The sequence below is a fragment of the Maribacter litoralis genome, from assembly GCF_902506355.1.
Taxonomy (GTDB): domain Bacteria; phylum Bacteroidota; class Bacteroidia; order Flavobacteriales; family Flavobacteriaceae; genus Maribacter; species Maribacter litoralis.
The window spans coordinates 1,470,083-1,490,785 of record NZ_LR733271.1 but is presented as its reverse complement, the minus strand read 5'-3'; the positions used below and the strand labels follow the sequence as shown (position 1 = coordinate 1,490,785).

At 35.8% G+C, this 20,703-nt stretch carries 20 protein-coding genes; 3 read left to right on the top strand and 17 right to left on the bottom strand.

Features of this window, described 5'->3' with window-relative positions; all coding sequences use genetic code 11:
* Positions 1-15: 15 nt before the first annotated feature.
* The 16 genes from EXIGUO8A_RS06240 to EXIGUO8A_RS06165 all read right to left on the bottom strand — a co-directional run bounded on the left by EXIGUO8A_RS06240 (position 16) and on the right by EXIGUO8A_RS06165 (position 15,821).
* The gene (locus EXIGUO8A_RS06240) at positions 16-1,101 is read right to left on the bottom strand and encodes an efflux RND transporter periplasmic adaptor subunit (protein ID WP_159302434.1); all 1,086 of its coding nucleotides are present in this window, start codon (positions 1,099-1,101) and stop codon (positions 16-18) included.
* A gap of 95 nt (positions 1,102-1,196) precedes the next feature.
* Positions 1,197-1,679 carry a GbsR/MarR family transcriptional regulator gene (locus EXIGUO8A_RS06235; RefSeq protein ID WP_159302433.1) on the bottom strand — a complete coding sequence of 161 codons (483 nt, stop codon included), beginning with the start codon at positions 1,677-1,679 and terminating at the stop codon, positions 1,197-1,199.
* A gap of 176 nt (positions 1,680-1,855) precedes the next feature.
* Positions 1,856-2,317 carry a hypothetical protein gene (locus tag EXIGUO8A_RS06230; protein WP_159302432.1) on the bottom strand — a complete coding sequence of 154 codons (462 nt, stop codon included), beginning with the start codon at positions 2,315-2,317 and terminating at the stop codon, positions 1,856-1,858.
* 48 nt (positions 2,318-2,365) lie between these two features.
* Positions 2,366-2,761 (bottom strand): hypothetical protein, encoded by a 396-nt coding sequence (locus EXIGUO8A_RS06225; RefSeq protein WP_116771399.1) that lies wholly within the window; start codon positions 2,759-2,761, stop codon positions 2,366-2,368.
* A gap of 9 nt (positions 2,762-2,770) precedes the next feature.
* On the bottom strand, positions 2,771-3,790 hold the full coding sequence (gene pheS / locus EXIGUO8A_RS06220; RefSeq protein WP_116771398.1) for a phenylalanine--tRNA ligase subunit alpha: 1,020 nt from the start codon (positions 3,788-3,790) through the stop codon (positions 2,771-2,773).
* Between the two features lie 191 nt (positions 3,791-3,981).
* Positions 3,982-4,611: a carbonic anhydrase family protein gene (locus tag EXIGUO8A_RS06215; protein ID WP_116771397.1), complete on the bottom strand. Its 630-nt coding sequence runs from the start codon at positions 4,609-4,611 to the stop codon at positions 3,982-3,984.
* Positions 4,612-4,729: 118 nt separating this feature from the next.
* Positions 4,730-6,322 carry a SulP family inorganic anion transporter gene (locus EXIGUO8A_RS06210; protein ID WP_159302431.1) on the bottom strand — a complete coding sequence of 531 codons (1,593 nt, stop codon included), beginning with the start codon at positions 6,320-6,322 and terminating at the stop codon, positions 4,730-4,732.
* 61 nt (positions 6,323-6,383) lie between these two features.
* A complete protein-coding gene (locus EXIGUO8A_RS06205) occupies positions 6,384-6,677 on the bottom strand; it encodes a hypothetical protein (RefSeq protein WP_116771395.1) in 294 nt (97 codons plus the stop codon).
* 59 nt (positions 6,678-6,736) lie between these two features.
* Complete coding sequence (locus EXIGUO8A_RS06200; RefSeq protein ID WP_159302430.1) at positions 6,737-7,498, bottom strand: tetratricopeptide repeat protein; 762 nt, start codon at positions 7,496-7,498, stop codon at positions 6,737-6,739.
* Positions 7,499-7,500: 2 nt separating this feature from the next.
* Positions 7,501-9,225 carry a BatD family protein gene (locus EXIGUO8A_RS06195; protein ID WP_159304406.1) on the bottom strand — a complete coding sequence of 575 codons (1,725 nt, stop codon included), beginning with the start codon at positions 9,223-9,225 and terminating at the stop codon, positions 7,501-7,503.
* 59 nt (positions 9,226-9,284) lie between these two features.
* Positions 9,285-10,157, bottom strand: coding sequence for a tetratricopeptide repeat protein (locus EXIGUO8A_RS06190; RefSeq protein ID WP_236564443.1), 873 nt, complete (start codon positions 10,155-10,157; stop codon positions 9,285-9,287).
* Positions 10,138-11,184: a VWA domain-containing protein gene (locus EXIGUO8A_RS06185; RefSeq protein ID WP_159302429.1), complete on the bottom strand. Its 1,047-nt coding sequence runs from the start codon at positions 11,182-11,184 to the stop codon at positions 10,138-10,140. Before EXIGUO8A_RS06185 ends, EXIGUO8A_RS06190 begins: the two co-directional genes overlap by 20 nt.
* A gap of 1 nt (position 11,185) precedes the next feature.
* Entirely contained in the window at positions 11,186-12,184 is a 999-nt protein-coding gene (locus tag EXIGUO8A_RS06180; protein ID WP_159302428.1) for a vWA domain-containing protein, read from the bottom strand.
* Entirely contained in the window at positions 12,185-13,846 is a 1,662-nt protein-coding gene (locus tag EXIGUO8A_RS06175) for a hypothetical protein (RefSeq protein ID WP_236564442.1), read from the bottom strand.
* A gap of 5 nt (positions 13,847-13,851) precedes the next feature.
* Complete coding sequence (locus EXIGUO8A_RS06170) at positions 13,852-14,718, bottom strand: DUF58 domain-containing protein (RefSeq protein ID WP_159302427.1); 867 nt, start codon at positions 14,716-14,718, stop codon at positions 13,852-13,854.
* Between the two features lie 101 nt (positions 14,719-14,819).
* Entirely contained in the window at positions 14,820-15,821 is a 1,002-nt protein-coding gene (locus tag EXIGUO8A_RS06165; RefSeq protein WP_159302426.1) for an AAA family ATPase, read from the bottom strand.
* A gap of 171 nt (positions 15,822-15,992) precedes the next feature.
* On the opposite strand from EXIGUO8A_RS06165, the gene EXIGUO8A_RS06160 reads away from it, so the two are divergent.
* Genes EXIGUO8A_RS06160 through EXIGUO8A_RS06150 form a run of 3 tightly spaced genes read left to right on the top strand, consistent with a single transcriptional unit; the run spans position 15,993 to position 18,785 of the window.
* A complete protein-coding gene (locus EXIGUO8A_RS06160; RefSeq protein ID WP_236564441.1) occupies positions 15,993-16,856 on the top strand; it encodes an aldo/keto reductase in 864 nt (287 codons plus the stop codon).
* Positions 16,857-16,868: 12 nt separating this feature from the next.
* Positions 16,869-17,621 carry an SDR family NAD(P)-dependent oxidoreductase gene (locus tag EXIGUO8A_RS06155; RefSeq protein ID WP_159302425.1) on the top strand — a complete coding sequence of 251 codons (753 nt, stop codon included), beginning with the start codon at positions 16,869-16,871 and terminating at the stop codon, positions 17,619-17,621.
* A gap of 27 nt (positions 17,622-17,648) precedes the next feature.
* Complete coding sequence (locus EXIGUO8A_RS06150; RefSeq protein WP_116771386.1) at positions 17,649-18,785, top strand: ATP-binding protein; 1,137 nt, start codon at positions 17,649-17,651, stop codon at positions 18,783-18,785.
* Here the strand turns inward: EXIGUO8A_RS06150 and EXIGUO8A_RS06145 are convergent.
* Positions 18,772-20,703, bottom strand: coding sequence for an alpha-amylase family protein (locus EXIGUO8A_RS06145; RefSeq protein WP_159302424.1), 1,932 nt, complete (start codon positions 20,701-20,703; stop codon positions 18,772-18,774). The two genes, EXIGUO8A_RS06150 and EXIGUO8A_RS06145, sit on opposite strands and share 14 nt — an antisense overlap.

Below are 20,703 nucleotides of genomic sequence, written 5' to 3'. Positions count from 1 at the left end.
ATGAATTTCGGATTGTTATTTGACCGGGTTTATGGTCATTCCGTCTTTTAATTTTGACACACCTTCAAGCACAATGGTTGTACCTTTTTCCAAACCATTCTGAACTATGAATCCTTTTTGGGTAGTTGTAATAATATTTAAAGGCTTTGTGGTTACCGTATTGTCATCTTTTACAACATAAACCAGTTTTTTACCTTGTAAATCGATAGTGGCAGATTGTGGAACTTCAAAGGCATCTTGGTATATAGCAGGAAGTTTAATTTTACCTGTACTACCACTGCTTAACAAATTGTTTTCGTTTTCAAAATCTGCTCTAGCCGTAACGCTACCTGTAGTACTGTTAATAATGTTGTTTATCATGGCTATTTTACCGGGTTGTGGATATTCTTCACCATTGACCATTATAAGGGTTACCTTTGGAGCTTTCTCTAGATCCATTTGGTTATTATCGTTTTTAGGCATAGACTCTTTTAGCTCTAAAAGTTCTTTTTCGTTTAAAGAAAAATAGGCACGTACCTCACTAATATCTGAAACAGTAGTTAAAGGTCGTGTCATACTAGAGCTAACCAATGTTCCAACTTTAAATGGAATTTCTCCAATATAGCCGTCAACCGGGCTAGTAATTCTAGAATAGTTAATGTTAGAGGTAACACTCTCGTAATTAGCTTTTGCTTGTTCTAATTGAGCTTTTGCGGTCTCTAATTGCACTTCACTGATAATATTCTTTTCTACCAGGGGCTTTAGCTTATTGACTTCTACCTGAGCAACATTGACGGAAGCTTTGGCAGCATTCGCATCTTGGTTCAAGGTTTGGGTCTCTAGTTTAAAAAGTAATTGACCCTTTTTAATTTTCTGACCTTCTTCAACATAAATCTCTTGAACAAAGCCCGATACTTTTGGCCATATTTCAACATTTTGCTTTCCTTGCAAGGTGGTTGAAAATTCGTTGTAAATGGTAATAGTTTCTGGATTAAGAGTACCTACTTCCAAACTTGGTGGAGGTGGTGCTGCAGCACCTTGTGCCGGTTTTTCAGATGAACCAAAGCATGAGCTTAAAAGTAAAGCTGAACTTAATATTCCTATAATTGATAACTTTTTCATTTTAGATGGGTCTTGTTTTTATGATTGTTGTTTCCTTGTTAAGGTTTTGTTAATTCTGATAGTTCGGTAAAAAACGAACTAAATGTGTAAAAAAATTATTCTTGAAAGTTTTTTAGATCATTGATTGTTTGCTTAAAAATTCTCTTGGTTTCTTCTAAACAATTAAGATAGATTTCTTTCTTTTCCTTGTTTTCCTCATATTTTGATGCATTGTATTTTTGATTGTATGTAGCTACTTTATCAATCATTTTACATTCTGTTTCCAACTTTTTTAATGATTGCTTAAGCTTATTGCTAAAAATTGCATCTTTTCGAGATACTTTAAAATAACGCTTACGATCTCCAGATTTAGTGAAATAGTTGATAAAACCAATTTGTTGTAATAGGTTTAAAGATGTGGAAATAGAACTTTTACTAGCACCTCTTTTTTCAAGGCAATCTTCAAAAGTTAATCCGTCCTCATCGGTAACAACTAAATTTGCAAAGATTCTGGCAGCAAGCGGAGGTAGGTCATACTCTGTCTCAAAGTATACTCCTAACTCTTCTATTAATACTTGTTTGCTCTCTTCTTTACTCATTTTTTTAATTTGAAAGCACAAAGGTATGATTAGTTCGGTAGCAAACAAACCAAAAGAACTTAAAAAATGTTAAAGTATTGAAATTTAGAAGAATCGAAGATGCTGTTGAGTCTCGTTACAGCTATTTAGCCCAATATAACTACTATTTATAGGAGTTTAGAAATGGAATAATTTAATTACTTGACTACAGTAATTTTAAAAAAATCATCATTCTCGTTAGCCAGTATCTCATGATCGGTACCATTATAAGTAGCACTTTGAACTGCATAATAGGGGCCGCAGCAAACAGAAGTTTGGTTCAATTCAACCAAATTGAGATTTAACGTATCAATTTCAGATTCTGAAAATCGTATGGTATAAATGCTTTCACCACTTTTATTTTCAACTATAAAATTTAGAAAATCGTTAGAATTAAAGGGTATTAAATCTATTTCAGATTCATTAGTGGTTATTGATATTTCTGAAATGGCATAGGTGCCGTTGGTAATCAAATTATTACCGTCATTATCGATCAACTCAACAGAAAATAATTGTCCAACTGCACAATCAACTAAAGCACAATCTGTTCCTTCCTGAGAAACGTCACAGGCATTGTTTAAAATAATGATGAATAATAAGATTGCAATTTTAAGCTTCATGTTTTATTTATTAGATAGCCGCATGATGCATTGGTTGCTTTTAAAATCTTACTTAGCCAAAATGCCCTCTTTATCGATCAATTGAATATTAACCAAGTTATTTTCTGTCACGGTATTCTTTTCGAACACAAAGCGTTTTTCGTACAACTTATTATCCGCATAGAATGTGACAAAAAACTCATTGTTCAACCCCAAAACATCTTCTTGTACTACCTCTATTTTTCTAAAAGACTTAGGTTCCATGTCGCCGATACCGTGCCTCATCGTAGAAGATTTACGATCTTGATCATACCCTTTAGAGACTACCATAGTCATTTCAATAGGTGTTTTACGATCGTTAATGATATAGGCATTCCAATCTTTGTCCAAAAATTCTTCGTTCCATTCACGAATCATGGCTACATAAACATCTTTGGCAACTGGTATTTCAATATCTTTTTTCACTGTACTACTTTAAAGTGCGCTCTTAAACTGCTCTAAAAACCGTAAATCATTTTCGCTTAATAAACGAATATCAGAAATTTGGTGTAGTAATAAAGCAATACGATCTATACCCATACCGAAGGCAAAGCCAGAATAGACTTCTGGGTCTATACCACAATTTTTTAAAACGTTGGGATCTACCATACCACAACCCATTATTTCTAACCAACCGGTACCTTTGGTCATCTTATAATCTGTTTCGGTTTCCAATCCCCAATACACGTCTACCTCTGCACTTGGCTCAGTAAATGGAAAATAAGAAGGTCTAAGCCTAATTTTAGATTTTCCAAAAAGCTCGGTAGTAAAATACTGCAGGGTTTGTTTTAGATCTGCAAAGGAAACATCTTTGTCAATGTATAAACCTTCTACTTGATGAAAGAAGCAGTGTGATCTAGCGGAAATTGCTTCGTTTCTATAAACTCTACCAGGAGAAATAGTTCTAATTGGCGGTTTGTTGTTTTCCATATAGCGTACTTGTACCGATGAGGTATGTGTACGTAAAAGAATATCTGGATCTGTTTGAACAAAGAAAGTGTCTTGCATATCTCTTGCCGGATGGTATTCTGGTAAGTTCAATGCGGTAAAGTTGTGCCAATCATCTTCAATCTCTGGACCTTCGGAAACATTGAAACCTATTCTTGAGAAAATATCGATGATCCTATTTTTTACGATAGAGATTGGATGACGGGTTCCTAGCTCAATAGGATTTCCAGGTCTGGTTAAATCGCCATATACCTGTTCTTCGGTTTGTGTATTCTCTAAAGCTTCTTTTAGAGACTCAACCTTTGCGGTAGCAGCTTGCTTAAGCTCATTAATAGTTTGCCCAAATTCCTTTTTTTGTTCATTGGGTACATTTTTAAATTCAGCAAAAAAGTCATTAAGAATTCCTTTCTTACCTAGATACTTAATTCTAAACGTTTCAACGGCCTCAATGTTATCGGCTGTAAACGAAGCTACTGTTGCAATTTCTTTCTTTATATTATCAATCATGAATGTTGATTAAAGCCGCAAATTTAAAACTTTTAAAAGAGGTTTAATATGTTTTTGGCGGTTTATATAGACGCTAGAATACTTAAAAAGCGAAAATGCTCTTTTAATATCGATGTAAAAGTGAGATGAGAAATAAAAAAACCGATGTAAGCACATCGGTTTTTTTTAAGTATTTCTATACAAATCTATGTTTACTCATAGAATGATACTGCTCCAGAAGCAATATCGTACATAGCGCCAACAATTTTAATTTCTCCATTTTCTTCCATTTCTGCAAGAACCGGACTTTGCTTTCTAATGTTCGCAATGGTCAATTCTACGTTTTTAGAAGCCACTTCATCTACGAATTTTAAATTCTTGGAATTTCTAAGACTTTCATCCGTAGGTTCTTTTACAGCGTCTACTGCTGGTTCAATTTTATTTATCAATGCGGTTAAGTTCCCTAACCTTGCGTGATCACATGCACCTTTAATGGCACCACAACTAGTATGGCCCAAAACAACAATTAGTTTTGTTCCGGCTAATTTGCAACCGAACTCCATACTACCAAGTATATCTTCGTTAACAAAATTTCCTGCTATTCTAACACTGAAGATGTCACCAAGACCTTGATCAAAAACTAGCTCTGCAGATACTCTAGAATCAATACAACTTAAAATTGTAGCAAATGGAAATTGCCCTTCGCTAGTATCATTAACTTGCTCTAAGAGATTACGGTTTGCTTTTAGGTTATTTTGAAATCTTTCATTGCCCTCCTTTAAAAAAGTCAACGACTTTTCTGGAGTCATTGTGGCTTGTGTTTCTTTAGTATGTGCTTTCATAATGTTTTATAATATATTTTTAATATGTTCTTTATCTGTTTTCCCTATAAACTTACACGTTTATATAGATTAGGTGAGCACAAAAGAACATTATTTTAATTGCGTATTAAATAATCTGTTAGCTAAGGCTTAATTTAGATTTTGGTCTTTTCTCAAAGAACTCAATATAACTTGGAGGATTTTCTACCACTCCACGTTTTGATATCAGCTTAATATCAATATTTCTTTCTTTGGCCTTTAAACTGAAATCTTCTAAGATCTCTACAATATCATGATCCAAATATCTAGTCTTTAATATGTCAATTTCTAGATAGGTGTTTTTAGGTAGATTGTCCAATTCTTTCAAAATTGCTCCTTTGTTGAAAAAAGTAACTTCTTCTGCCAAGGTCATTTTTATTTTGTGCTTTCCATCACTATTATCCTCAATATGTAGAAAATGTGAATTCTGGTAACTTTTAAGCAGTATTACAACAATACCAACGGCTAGCCCTAAGCTGATACCGATAAGTAAATCTGTAAATACAATACCTAAAACGGTAACAAAAAACGGAATCGATTGTTTCCAACCTAACTTATACATTTTCATGAATAGCGAAGGTTTGGCTAGTTTAAACCCAACAATGAATAAAATTGCCGCTAAAACCGATAGTGGAATCATATTCAACAACGTTGGAATTAGAATCACCGAAATCAACAGTAAAAAACCGTGAATGATAGCCGATAATTTCGTTCTACCACCAGATTGAATGTTTGCAGAACTACGAACAATTACCTGTGTAATAGGAAGACCACCGATCATACCAGAGATGATGTTACCAGTACCTTGGGCAAGTAATTCTCTGTTTGTAGGAGTTACATTTTTATGCGGATCCAACTTATCTGTTGCTTCAACACAAAGTAAGGTTTCTAAACTAGCGACTAGAGCAATGGTAAAACCTGTTATCCATACCTGTGGATTAGAGATAGCACTAAAGTTCGGAAAACTAAACTGCCCTAAAAATGATGCAGCATCCTCCGGTACTGGTACGCTCACTAAATGCTCATTTGAAATGGCAAGTGTTTCACTGTTCTGCGTTAGAATATAAAAAATAATACCCACGGCTACAGCTACCAACGGTCCTTGTACTATCTGAAATATTTTTCCTTTTTTAGATAAAACTTTGTCCCACAGTAACAATATAGATAATCCAATAATAGCTACTAAGGTAGCACCGGGACTGATATTGTTGATAGTGTTGAGTATCTCTGAAAAGGTATTCTCTCCATCAACTTGAAAAAAGGCCCAGTCACCTTCAGGATCTGGGTCATAACCAAAAAAGTGAGGAATCTGTTTCAGTATAATAATAATACCAATACCGGTAAGCATTCCTTTAATTACTGAAGAGGGAAAATAATAGCCGATAACACCAGCCTTTAAAACACCAAATACTATTTGGATAATACCACCTAAAACTACGGCGACCAAAAAGTTTTGATACCCGCCTAAGGTACCGATTGCAGTAAGAACAATCGCTGCCAAACCTGCAGCAGGTCCACTAACTCCGATTTTGGAGCCACTAAGTCCGCCAACAACGACACCACCAATAATACCGGCAATTAAACCTGAAAATAGTGGGGCTCCACTAGCTAATGCAATACCTAAACATAAAGGCAGCGCAACAAAAAATACAACGATACTCGCTGGAATATCACTTTTAATATGTTTGAACATGAAGTAAAATAATTAAGTCCTAAATTAAGGACTGATTAGTTAATATAAAAAATACGGAATATTAACTAATGTAATCTGGCGGAGGAGAAAAGACTTCTAAATATAGGTCTAGATAACCTATGGTATTCATGTTTCCGATTATAGAGTTTTCATGAATGGATATAAATGAAAAATGGATAGAATTATCTTTTACAAATTTTTCTTCACCCATTGATTTCTTACCGCTTTCTTGCTCTTCCTCGTTTAAATTGGTAATAACAATTGGGTTATCAACATCGCACAGGGTAATAATGCTAGGTGCAGTTATTGCAAATAGCCAAAAAAATAAGAGTGTAAAACGTGCGATAAATTGCATATACAAAAATAAGAAGCGTAAAGATAGTACGCAAACTGTCAAAAACTGTTAACAATTTTCTAAAAATCCTTTAACATTTTTATATCATCATTTGGTAACCATCCTGTTTTACCGTCGGCAAGTTTTATTTTCTTCCAATCGTCTAATTGATCAAGAACGTTCACTTTAGTGCCAGCGTGTAAAATAAATACTTCGGCACTACTGTTATTAGGTTCAGCTTTTACCAGACTTTCTTCAGAAAAAACAATAGCAGGTTGGTCTTTGTCAAAATCACTTCGTTGAACATAAGCGAATATTACAGAGATAATGCAGAAAAACATTGCAAGTAGACTACCAATAAAGGTTAATCTTTTTCTTGTGGAATAATTAGAGTAATAGAAAAGAATGTATAACACTACAAAAAGCATCATAAACCCTATAGCCAAATATGCCCACTGATCAAAAGTTAACTTACCCGTTATATTCTTGTAAAGTCTAGATAAACCGGTTTCGGGCATTGTATCAATAGCATCTATAGTCATGTTTTGAGCATAGCTGAGATTGGTTTTTATTTCTTCGTCATTTGGGGATAATAACAGGGCTTTTTCGTAGAAATATATGCTTTCTGCAATTTTATTCTGTTTGTAATAGGCATTGCCCAAATTATAATATACAGCAGCTGAATGTTTGCCATTTTCAAGGATGCTATTATAAAAATCTGCCGCTTTTGCGTAATCTCCTGCATTATATGCTTCTGTAGCCTGCTCAAACAATTGATTGTTCTGAGCGGTGCACAGTAAAACCATAAATAGGCCAATAAGAGTAACTAGCTTTTTGAACATGTTTATAATTGTTTATCCATTATAGAAATAACTTCGCTCGCCTTATCATAATCTGCCTGCATCTGAACATTAGAAAATGGGCTGTATCTCGCAGCCTCGCAGTTTTCAAGAAGGGAAATAAAGCTATTTACAGAAGCGTCGTCTATATTTTTTTCGGTCAGTAAGTGGGTGATTTTATCTTTACTGAACTCCGAGGTTTCTATCTTCAACTTGGCCTTTAAATAATTGTGTAATGCGCGCTCTAAGGCCACGTAAAAAGAATCTTTATTACCCAATTCTTTTCTAGCGGCAGATAAATATTTACGAGCCAATTTATTTGCCTTTCTAATTTTATTACCCACAATATCTCCCGCCATTTCATCTCTTTTCTTTCTAAGTATAATTGCTATGGGTATCAATAATAATGGGAATAACAACCATAGATAGAATGATGTAGATCCAAAGAAATAAGAGAAGCCTTTTCCTGTTAAATTTGGATTTAGTTTAATAAAATTAAATTGGTTTCCGCTAGCAATAACCGATTGCTTTTGGTTATTTGGGCTAACAGTAGAATTAGAAGATGCGCTCAACGGACCTTCTAATACATTGATCACTATTTCATCTGAAGTTAAAGTTGCATATTTTCCTGTGGATGGATTAAAGTAACTAAAGCTTAATGGTGATATAGGATATTTTCCCCTAAAGGATGGCACAATGGTGTACTGGTTACTTACCTTACCTTGCATGCCCGCCAAAGTGGTTCTAACCCCTTCGGTAAATTCGGGCTCATAAACTTCTAAAGCACTCGGTAATTCAAGTTCCGGAAGTTTGAATAATTTTAGATTTCCTTTTCCGCTGACCTCTACCGTTGCTTGTAAAGATTCTGATGCATTTAAGCTCGTCTTACTTGTAGTCACTGAAAAATCAAAATCACCAACTGCACCATTAAAATCGGCTGGCTGATTATCTAATGGTAAAGGTTTTACATTAATGGTTCTATTTCCGGCAGATACGGTTTTGTTGGTTTGGGCATACATTCGTTGTCCAAAGAAATCTCTTCTGCCTGTTGGTACATCTACGGTAACATCTAGTGATAATGGTTCTATGTCTAGCTTGCCCGATTTTTGAGGGTACAGAACTACACGCTTCAATATTACGTAGCGATAAGGTTTTCCTTTGTACGTGCCATTTTGAGCGCTTAGGGCATTTACTTTAATATCTTGACTCCAAAAATTATTATATGTTGGGTTGTCTAATGGTTGATAGTTAGAAACACTGATGTTTCTACTAACGTATAGTTTATAGATTACTGTAATTGCCTCGTTTAAATACGGGTTTGATTTTGAGACTTCAGCAACCAAATGCAAATTTTCATCGGCAATATCATCGGCCGTCATTTGATCGCTAGGTTTGTCTACTGCAGCGGTAACTTCTACATCTTGCGCCAATGATTTATAGGTTTCGCCTCCAATGACGATTGATGCTTGTTTTATGGTGAACTTACCTCTGGCAGTTGGGGCCAAGGTATATGAGTATGATTTTGAATAACTTCTAACACCGTTGATCCAAGAAGAGCTAATAGATTGTGACGGACCCATAATGACTTTAAAACCGGTAAAATCTGGCGGATTGAAATTATCACCATCCCGATTCATTACAAAGTCTACCCTTAGTCGTTCATTGATACCAAGCTTAGGTTTACTTAACTTCATTTCAAAAGTAACCTCATCATTGCCCTGGGCCATCATCAAGACAGATGATAGAAATACGGTTATTACCAACCCTAGCTTAGTTATGGACTTAAAGTCTACCAATCTTTTTCGTTTTTAATTTTAGCACCTTTTACCTTCTTGGCATCAATTTTATCTTGAACCTTTTTCTCGGCATTTTGCATTGCTCTTAATAGATTTTCAACTTGCTGTTTTGAAAGCTGATTAGGTCTGGGTTGTTGTTGCTCTTGTTCGTTATTTCCGTCACCTTGTTCAGGTTTCTTCTTTTGATCAGATTCATTTTCCCCTTCACCCTCTTTGTTATCGTCTTTTTTCTCTTCGTCTTTATCTCCTTCATCACCCTTATCGCCGTCTTCACCTTGATCTTTTTTGTCCTCGTTTTCTCCTTCGTCTTTTTTATCTTGATCTTTGTTTTCGTCTTGATCTTTTTTGTCCTCGTCCTTATCGTCTTGGTCTTGCTTATTTTCGTCCTGTTCTTTTTTAAGAAGCTCCTTTGCTAAGGCAAGATTATAACGGGTTTCTTCATCTTTTGGGTTGTTTCGCAAAGCCTCTTTGTAAGCTTCAACAGCCTTGGCGTAGTCTTTATTTTTCATAAATACATTACCCATGTTGTGGTATGCTTTATGCTTATCTTCTTTTGATGTTGATGCCTCACCAGCTTCTTTAAATCGGCTAAAGGCTTCATTATAAGTTTCGTTATTGTAATACGCGTTTCCTAAGTTGTAGGGAGCGGCGCTATTCTCTGAACTTTTGGCAATTGCTTTTCTATAATCTACCTCTGCGGCTATAAAATTATCTTCCGATAGGGCCTTGTTTCCGTCCCAAGTAAGATTAGTAGATGATCTTAACGCCTTTTCTTTTTCCTTCTCGTCTACTTCTTGAGCAAAAGATGAAAAGCAAACAAAAAGTAATACTAAAATTGTGCTTATGTTATTCATTTCTTTTCTCATTGAACAAATTGAGTTTCATTAACCAGCTTGTCTTGCGGTCCAAGATAAAAATATCTAAAAAGAGAAGCAATAGTGCCCCGCCAATAAACCATTGAAACTGATCTTTATATTCTGCAAATTGCTTGGCTTCAAATTCTTTTTTATCCATTTTCAGCAATTCTTCCTTAATGAATTCTACGGCCGTTTCGGTATTAGACCCATCAATATATTGTCCGTCGCCTTCATTTGCAATATCCACGAGAACACTCTCGTTTAACTTTGTAATTACGGTTTCACCTTGACTATCTTTCTTCAGGCTTTCTAGTATTCCGTTTCTTTTTATAGGTATTGGAGCTCCTTTTTCCTTACCGACCCCTATGGTGTAGATAATAATGCCTTCATCTGCAGCATCTTCAACAGCATCTATAGTTGAGCCTTCTGAGTGATCTTCACCATCGGAAATAATAAATAGAACCCTATTGGTTTGCTCTGCATCGTCATAATAGGTAGTAGCTAATTCAATAGCTTGGTCAATGGCCGTACCTTGCGATGTTAGCATATCGGTATTCATACTTTGCAAAAACATTTTTGCTGCACCATAGTCGGTTGTTATCGGTAATTGTGGATATGCTTGGCCGGCGTAGGCGATAATACCTATTCTATCGCTTGCCAATTGGTTTATGATTTCAGAAACCAATCGTTTTGCCTTTTCTAATCTGTTTGGTGCTATGTCTTCTGCGAGCATACTCTTACTAACATCGACCGCAAATACTATGTCTACACCTTCTCGTTTAACGGTTTCAAGTTTTGTGCCAATTTTTGGGTTGACCAACCCGATGACCAATAGGGCTACAGCTAAAACGAATACAACCAATTTAATCCCTCCTTTATTATAGGAGCGGTTAGGGGTAAGCCTTTTTAAAAGTTCAGTGTCAGCAAATTTTTTCTGAGTTCTTTTTTTCCACACCAATAATAAAAGGAACAGCACCACTACCACCGGAATGATAAATAGCAAATAGAAATATATTTTTTCGTCGTACTGTATCATATTATACAAAGCTTCTAAATAGTGTATTTCTTAATATCCATTCTAACAAAAGCAATCCTAGTGCCAACAGTGCCCAAAATCTAAATTTTTCCTCGTAGCGATAGTATTTGAATTCTTCTACTTCGGTTTTTTCCAGTTTGTTAATCTCATCGTAGATTTCCTCTAAAGATTCGTTGTCCGTTGCCCTAAAGTATCTACCGCCTGTAGCACCAGCGATATCTTTTAGTAGATTTTCATCGATTTCTACCTGTCGCATGCCATACCTAAAAGAGCCATCAGCATTATAGGCGATAGGAGAAAGGGCATTTCCATTGGTACCTAAACCAATAGTGTATGTTTTTATGTCGAATTCAATAGCCAAGTCCGCCGCGGTTTGCGGTTCAATAAAGCCGGAATTGTTTACACCATCTGTCAATAATATGATAATTTTACTTTTTGCCGTACTCTCTTTTAGGCGGTTTACCGATGTTGCCAGCCCCATACCAATGGCAGTACCATCATCTAGTTGTCCGTATGTAATTTCAGATAATGCGTTTAGCACAATAGACTTATCTGTGGTTATAGGAGTTTTTGTATATCCTTCACCGGCATATACGACAAGGCCTATGCGGTCATTTGGTCTTTCTTTGATAAAATCTGCAGCGACTTTCTTCAAAGCCGATAATCTATTTGGTTTTAGATCACGTGCCAACATACTTGAAGATACATCTATTGCCATAACAATATCAATACCCTTGGTCGTTTTGGTTCGGGTAGATATATCTTCGGTTTGTGGTCTTGCTATTGCTACAATTATGGCACTCAATGCTAAAAGACGTAATACGAACAGTATTGGTTTTAATTTTGGTAAAATACTGTTGTAGCTAAATCCTTTGGCGCTAGAAATTCGCAAAGATGCAGTTTGTTCTTTTTGTTTAAAGATATACCACACAATTGCCAATGGCAGTAATAGGAACAGCCAAAAGAAATCAGGATTTGCAAATGATATATTTTCGAACATTTATGCTTCTGTTTTTACTTCTACCGATGCTAAAATACGGTCTACTATTTCTTTTGCGTATGTATCATCTTCTAACCAGGTTAGAATAACATATTGTTGAAAGCCTTTGCCTCCAAAAAGTAACACGGCATATTCGCCATCAATTAATTCTTCCGATCCGGGTAATGGAAACTGGCCACTGCCAAAAACCTTTACTCCTTTAACACCACTAATGGTACTAAACTCCTCTTGTTTAGTAATGATGTTCTTTGCGCCTTGACCTTCAAAATTTGAAAGAATTTGTTCAATTGTCTTGTCAAATTCCGGTTCCACATCTTGTTGTGCTAGAGTAATACTAGTAGTGCCTATATTAAATAATGAAATAGGGCTCCTGTACTCAAAAGCTTGTATATCTGCAATGGCGGCCTTGGCTTCGGCCGGTAATTTTATCTTTTGACGCACCAATACTTGGGGGGTCTCTAATTGTATAGGAGGAAAACCATAGCTGCTGCGCACCCATTCACCTTCTAAAAGTTCTTTGGTTGGATGACCTAAAACGGTATCTTTTAAGTAACCAAAACCTAATTTTACTCCGGCAATGGTAATACCAACCAAAACTACGGCGACAGCGGATATTACTGCAATTCTTATCTTTTTCTTTTTTGCCCTACGCTCCAATTCTTCTTGATACTCGGCTTGTTCCAGCAACTCTTCTTCTGTAGGTTCTGGTATGGCTTCATGTGTTTTTTCAACTATTTGCTCAACCAGTTTTCTGTCTTGCTCGGCTACGGATGTAGAAGGTTTGTTCTTTGCGAACTTTACTAAATCTGCCGTTTGTAATATTTGTTGAAACTGCTTAATGGTATCGTCGTCTAACTTTAACTCACCCGCATCTTTTAGCAGTTCTAATTTCTCTATAAGTTGACCCGTGGTGCTTTCCAAAGCTGTTATATGGGCATCTTCTTCTAGATAGGAGCGAACAATAGTGGTCAACTCAGAATAATATTGTTTGTACTCGTCTTGTATCAAGTACTTAGAGTTTTCTAACTGTTTAAGTTCTAGTAAAGCTCTATCATATGGAGGAAGTAAGGCTACTTTTTCTTCTTCGGTAAGTGGTTTTTTACGAAACACGAACCAGTATAATAATCCGCCTAAAATCAATAGAATAAGCAAACCGATCAGCAAGTATTTCCAGAATGCGTAATTGCTTTTTTCAACATTGATAAGTGGCTTTATATCGTACATTTTCTGATTCAAAGTATCTACAGGAACAGTAGCTACATTGATCATAGAAGAATCGGTCATATAACCGGTGCCATTGATATCAATACGTTGAGACGGTAATTTGTACGCACCCGAATCAAACTGGGTAAGTGCATATATTTTTTGTAGCGTTAGCCTATCTTTATTTCTAGTGGTGTCCGTTGCAAATGCTTCAACGGTTTCTAAAGGAGAGAACGTTTGCCCCTCAGGAAAAATAACAAAATCGGTAGAGTCAATATTCACGGTAACCTTCCATTGAACCTGCTCTCCAATTTTTATAAAAGTAGTGTCTACCTCTGTAGTTATCTTCGGATTTTCTTGAGCGCTCAATGTAATGGAGCATAGTAAAAATACGAATACAGGCAAAACTCGTACTAGGTACGGTAAACCTGTTGTAATTGCTTTTTTAATATAACTCATTCGTATCAACCTCTTCTTTTAAAATAGCCTAATAATTTTTTTACATAGCTTTCATCGACCCTACAGTCCAATACACCGCATCCCGATTTTGTAAAAGACTCTTTAAAGTAGGTAACACGCTCTTGGTGAAATTGGGCATATGCGTTACGTACTTTTTTAGATTTGGTATTTACCAACTGCAGTTTGCCTGTTTCTGCATCTTCTACTTGCACCATTCCCAAGTTTGGTATAGACTCTTCGCGCTCGTCATAAATACGAATACCTGTTACGTCATGCTTGCTACCGGTAATCTTAAGGGTTTTTTCATATCCTTCATCAATAAAATCAGAAAGCACAAAAACAATGGCTTTCTTTTTCATGACACTGCTCAAGAATTTTAAAGCTTGGGCTATGTCGGTTTTATTGCTTTTTGGTTTAAACTCCAATAGTTCCCTTATGATTCGAAGAACATGTGTTTTTCCTTTTTTTGGTGGGATAAAAAGTTCTATTTGATCAGAGAACAATATAATACCTACTTTGTCATTATTTTGTAATGCGCTAAAAGCTAAAGTGGCAGATATTTCTGTGACTATTTCATTTTTGAATTGATTAGTGGTTCCAAATAATTCGGAGCCACTAATATCTACCATTAACATCATGGTCAATTCTCGCTCTTCTTCAAAGACCTTTATGTAAGGTTCGTTGTAACGGGCGGTAACGTTCCAGTCAATGTTTCTAACATCATCTCCAAATTGATACTGTCGTACTTCACTAAATGTCATACCACGACCCTTAAAGGTAGAGTGGTATTCCCCACCAAATATATGGTCGGAAAGACGTCTCGTCTTTATTTCAATTTTACGTACTTTTTTGAGTAGCTCTTTGGTATCCATTCTTTAGTAAACAGTTTACAGTATCCGTTTTAGTAAAATTACTTCAGCATAAAATTAAAATCGGTATAAAGAATTTAAATGCTGAATATGGTGTACTGTATTTAAGGAACCTCTATCTCGTTTACAATTTTGTTGATGATATCAACAGAAGTTATGTTTTCGGCTTCCGCCTCATACGTTATACCAATTCTATGTCTTAGTACATCGTGTACAACGGCACGTACATCTTCTGGTACAACATATCCTCTTCTTTTAATGAAGGCATAACATTTTGCCGCTGTCCCTAAATTGATACTACCCCTTGGAGATGCTCCAAAACTGATCAAAGGTTTTAAGCTTTCTAGGTTGTATTTTTCTGGATATCTAGTTGCGAAAACAAGATCAAGAATATATTTCTCTATTTTTTCGTCCATATATACTTCACGAACAGCTTTCTGTGCGCTAAGTATTTGCTCTATGGACACAACTGGATTTACCGTTTCATAATTACCCTTTAAATTTTGGCGCATGATCAACTGTTCCTCATTGATTTTTGGATAGTCGATAACCGTTTTCAACATAAATCTATCCACTTGTGCTTCTGGTAGTGGATAAGTACCTTCTTGCTCTACAGGGTTTTGCGTTGCCATTACCAAAAATGGTTTGTCAAGAACAAAGGTTTCATCACCAATGGTTACCTGTTTCTCTTGCATAGCCTCTAAAAGAGCTGATTGTACTTTCGCCGGTGCACGGTTAATTTCATCTGCAAGCACAAAATTTGCAAAAATAGGACCCTTCTTAATAGAAAAATCGTTCAGTTTCATGTTGTAGATCAATGTACCTACAACATCTGCAGGTAAAAGATCTGGTGTAAATTGAATTCTGCTAAAACTACCTTTAACAGCTTTTGAAAGCGTGTTGATCGCCAAGGTTTTTGCCAACCCCGGTACACCTTCCAATAATATATGGCCTTGTCCTAAAAGTCCGATTAGCAATCGTTCTACCATGTATTTCTGGCCAACGATCACTTTATTCATTTCAAGCATCAATAAATCGATAAAAGCGCTTTCTTGAGCAATTTTCTCATTTACCGCACTAATGTCAATTGAGGTATTTTCTTCCATTTAAAATATTATATTATTGATTGTTAAGGCTTCTAATTTTAACAGTTATGCAAATTGAAAATTTATTCAGTCAGTCGCTGTTAATGATAGGTTAAAAAATTGGAAAAGCCCTTATTTTTATGAACGTTTTAAGGTATTTCTTTTTAATTTCATTAAACAAAATACAATATATTGAAATATTCAAGAATAATTGCAGGAACTATGACCTGGGGCAAATGGGGAAAACAACTTTCCACTGCTGAAATGATAGAGTTAATGAACCATTGCGTAGAAAATAACATAACTACTTTTGACCATGCAGATATATACGGCGATTATACGAACGAAGAGGATTTTGGTAAAGCATTTGCTAAAAGTGGTATAGATCGAGATAATATTCAATTGATCAGCAAATGCGGAATTCAGTTCAACGTAAAAGAACGTAGCAATAGGGTTAAGCATTATGATTACAATAGAGATTATATTATTAAATCGGTAGAACGGTCTCTAAAAATGCTGCAAACCGATTATTTGGATTTGCTGCTGTTACATAGACCCAGCCCATTAATGGATCCTTCAGAAATAGCCGAAGCTATCGACCAACTTAAAAGTGAAGGAAAGATCAAGCAATTTGGGGTGTCTAATTTCTCACCATCACAAATACAATTAATTGAAAAAAATAATAAGGTAGAAGCTAATCAAGTAGAATTTTCACTTACTTCTAACGGTGTAATGAACGATGGTTCTTTAGACGATTGCATTGCAAATGATAGGCTTGCTATGAGTTGGAGTCCATTAGGCAGCTATTTTAGGGAAGAATCCAAGGCGAATTTTAGAGTTAAGGAAGTATTGACCAAGCTAACTAAGAAATACGATGCAACAGAGGATCAATTACTGTTGGCGTGGATTTTAAAGCACCCGTCTAAAATTCATCCTGTCGTAGGTACTGCTACTCCCCAACGTTTAAAATTGGCTATGGATGCCGTTGCTATAGCTATGGATTTACAAGATTGGTTTATTTTACTTGAGGCCAATGAGGGTCATGAGGTTGCATAATTAAAATTGAACATGAAAAAAACAGCATTTATTACAGGCGCTACAAGTGGAATAGGTAAATCTACCGCCATACATTTTGCTCTAAAAGGAATTAGGTTGGTATTGTGTGGTAGAAGACAAGATAGGTTAGATGCCTTGAAGGAAGAATTAGGAAAGGAAGTAGACGTGCATACCTTAAATTTTGATATAAGGAATAAAGAAGCCGTTACAGTGGCAATAGATACATTGCCAAAAGATTTCTCTCAAATAGATATTTTGGTGAATAATGCGGGTAATGCCCATGGTTTAGATACCATACAAGATGGTAGCGTAGACGATTGGGACGCCATGCTAGATATCAATGTAAAGGGATTGCTTTATGTTACAAAGGCATTGATTCCGCAGATGGTGGCTCGTAAATCTGGTCACATCATCAATATTGGTTCAACTGCAGGTAAAGAAGTATACCCCAAGGGAAATGTGTACTGTGCCAGTAAGCATGCGGTAGATGCTATCAACCAAGGTATGCGTATTGATCTGAACGGTACAGGTGTTCGTGTTGGTGCGGTAAATCCTGGTTTGGTGGAAACCGAATTCAGTAATGTACGTTTTAAGGGAGATGAAGAAAGGGCAGATAATGTATATAAAGGTTTTCAGCCCTTGAAACCAGAGGATATAGCAGATATTATTTACTTTGTAGTTACAAGGTCATACCACGTAAATATTGCCGATTTAGTAGTTATGCCCACAGCACAGGCATCTTCAACAATCGTAGATAAATCATAAGCCTCTCATATAGAAAAATAGCTCAACATGATCAATAAACGGCTTTTGGTAAAAAACCTGCTCGCACATAATGATGAGAACAGTTTTTACGATAAAAAGCGATTTATTGCGATAGGAGAAAAAGAAGGAAAAGGGAAGTTTCTAAAGCATGTATGTGCTTTGGCCAACAGTAACCCGTCTAACAATTCATTTATTGTTGTTGGTGTAGAAGATGAGGATAATCGAATAGTTGGTGTGGACTTTTTTGATGACAGTAAGATTCAAAATTTAGTGAATGCCTATTTAGATAACCCACCGTTGATTTCTTATGAAAATATTCCTTTCCCACATTTGCCAGAAGGAAAAGTGGTAGGATTGGTTACCATAAAATCAATTGGAAAAATTTGCTCTCTCAGAAAAAACATCTGGAAATATTATGGTGGGTCTGTATTTTTTAGGGAAGGCAGTATTAGCTTGCCAAAAGTGTTCGATATAGAATTAAAGGATACTAATTCTGAGGCAGTAGCAACCATTGAACAGCATGCCACTAATAATATTGAACTTACTTTAGATGGTGTAATCGATTTTTTAAATCACCGTCATAAGGATTTGGATAGTGATTACAAAGTATTTAAAGAGCAATTTGTAGTTTGTTGGGCTGGGAACAAAAAGGTGGTCAATGGTGTTACGTATTATTATCGGGTAGATATTGAGTTGATCAATGAGCAAGTAAAATTGTTTTATTCAAATTTAGATGAGGTCACCATAACCTATGATAACGATTCCTTTTCGACCATAGAATTTGTTCAACTAGGTTTAGGTGCTAAACAAAGATATTATCCATTGGAAAAAGTGGTAATTAATTTTAGTGAAAATGGCACCTATCAAATTAAGAGCGATTTACTGTTCGAACCCCCGGTTCATGATAAAAATGAATTGAAGAAGATATATGAAAACAACAATGCTTTGGTAGCCAAGGCAAAGAAGAATATAGAGTTGACGATTGCCGAAGTGAAGCAATTAAGATACTTGGCAGATTCTTATTTAATATGCTTTTTAAACGGATTTGAAGAGGCAAAGGAGCGTATGGAAAAAGCCAGACAAATATTGAAACCGAAATACCCTAAGGTGAATGCCTCGCTAAAAGAAGCGCTTCGTGTATTAAGGAAGGTTAAATATTCTTAATCCAAAGTTGCTCGTAAGGCTTCAATGCCAATTCGTTTTGTATAAATTCAATAGATTTCCCTGTAAGTAAATCAATAGAGTTTTTACCAGTTAAAATACCTATAGAAAGTAACCATCCTATATTGATAGTCTCGGTAACTTCATTGAAATTAGAAAACACCCAAACACTTTCGTCTTCATGTGATCTTTGAAAAACGAATATATGTTCGTTGGGGCAACCGTGTATTTTAATGTTGTTTGTATCTGCGAATACGGTATGCTCTTTTCGTAAGCGGATCATTTTTTTTAATCCGTTGTATACAATTGTAGAAGGGTTGTCTTTTTCTGTTTTTATTTTCGCCACAACATTCCAATTCTGCATTGGTCTGTTAACCCAGCGGTTATCATTTATATGATCTTCGTTCTGTTCGTAAGAATAATCGTTTAAGGTGGCAATTTCATCACCGGCATAGATCATGGGTATGCCGCCATACGTTAAAATAATACCGTGCATCATTAAAATTTTAGTGATGGCATAGTCAACAATTTTATCATTCTTTTGTTCAAGAGCAGTTTCTAAACCTAATAGTGACGCAGCACTTCCGGTAATTCTGCCATCACCATTTTTTGGGTTGTACATGAACATTAGCCCTTTTGCCGGTGACCATTCTAATTTTCCGCAGTAATAGTTTAAAATGAACTTTTTATGTGCTGTGGGATCATAACCCATGGCCCTAACAAAATCGTCATCGTAGCCAAGACCAATGTCGTCATGACATCGTATGTAGTTGACCCATGTGGCATCTTGAGGTTTTGTTGGTATTTCTGAAACACTTTTTACCAGTAAAGATGCTTTTTTAGTGGCTATTGAATTCCACAAAAGTGCCATTAAAGAAGCGTTGTAGGCAACTTCGCATTCATTGCCCGTTAAAGTACCTTCCCCAAAATATTTTATGATGTTTCTTGGGGCTACAATTGCTTCCGCTAAAAGAATAACACCAGGAGCTACTACTTGAAGGCACAATCTAAAAAGTGAGATTAAGGTATGCGCTTCCGGTAAGTTTTGTGAAAGTGTACCAAGTTTTTTCCAAAGAAAAGCCAGCGCGTCAAAACGGATAACGTCTACCCCTAAATTGGCAAGCCCAACTAAATTACTTAGCATTTCAATGAATACTTCCGGGTTTCTATAATTTAAATCCCACTGATATGTATTAAAACAGGTCATTACCCATTTCTCCATTTCGTCATTGTAAGTAAAGTTGCCGGGTGCCGATTGCGGAAATATTTCCGGCAATGTCTTTTCGAACTCATCGGGTATATGGCGGTCAGAATAAGTGTAGTAATAATTTTGATAATGTAGATTGCCTTCTTTTGCTTTTTGTGCCCACTCAAATTCATCTGAAGTGTGGTTTACAACAAAATCAAGCATTATAAACATATTGTTTTTACGTGCTTTTTTGGTAAAATCTAAAAAATCTGTCTTAGTACCGTATTTACTATCGATTTCATGATAGCTGTTTACCGCATACCCGCCATCATTTTCACCTGATGGTCTTGTGGTAATGGGCATTAGGTGAAGAAAGTTAATACCAAGGTCTTCAAAATAAGGAAGTTTTTCTTTAAGTCCGTTAATGTCTTTATTAAATCTATCAACGTACATCTGCATGCCTACCATTTGCTCGCTTTGATACCAGTTTCCTTCATTTAAACGGTCTATATCTTGGTTTTGAAGCTCTTTTGGTCGGGTTTTAAAAAGCGTTTCCAAGGTTTCTAAAAGAGTAAGAAAGTAGGTCTTATGCTCTTTTTCTTGGTATAACGAAAAAAACTGGATCTTAATAAGGGAAAGGTTGGTAGCCAACCTTTGTTCAAATAAAGATTGCGTACTTTTTTTCTTTTGGTCTCTAGAGGCCAATATTCTTAATAATTCCGCTTGGTTCAT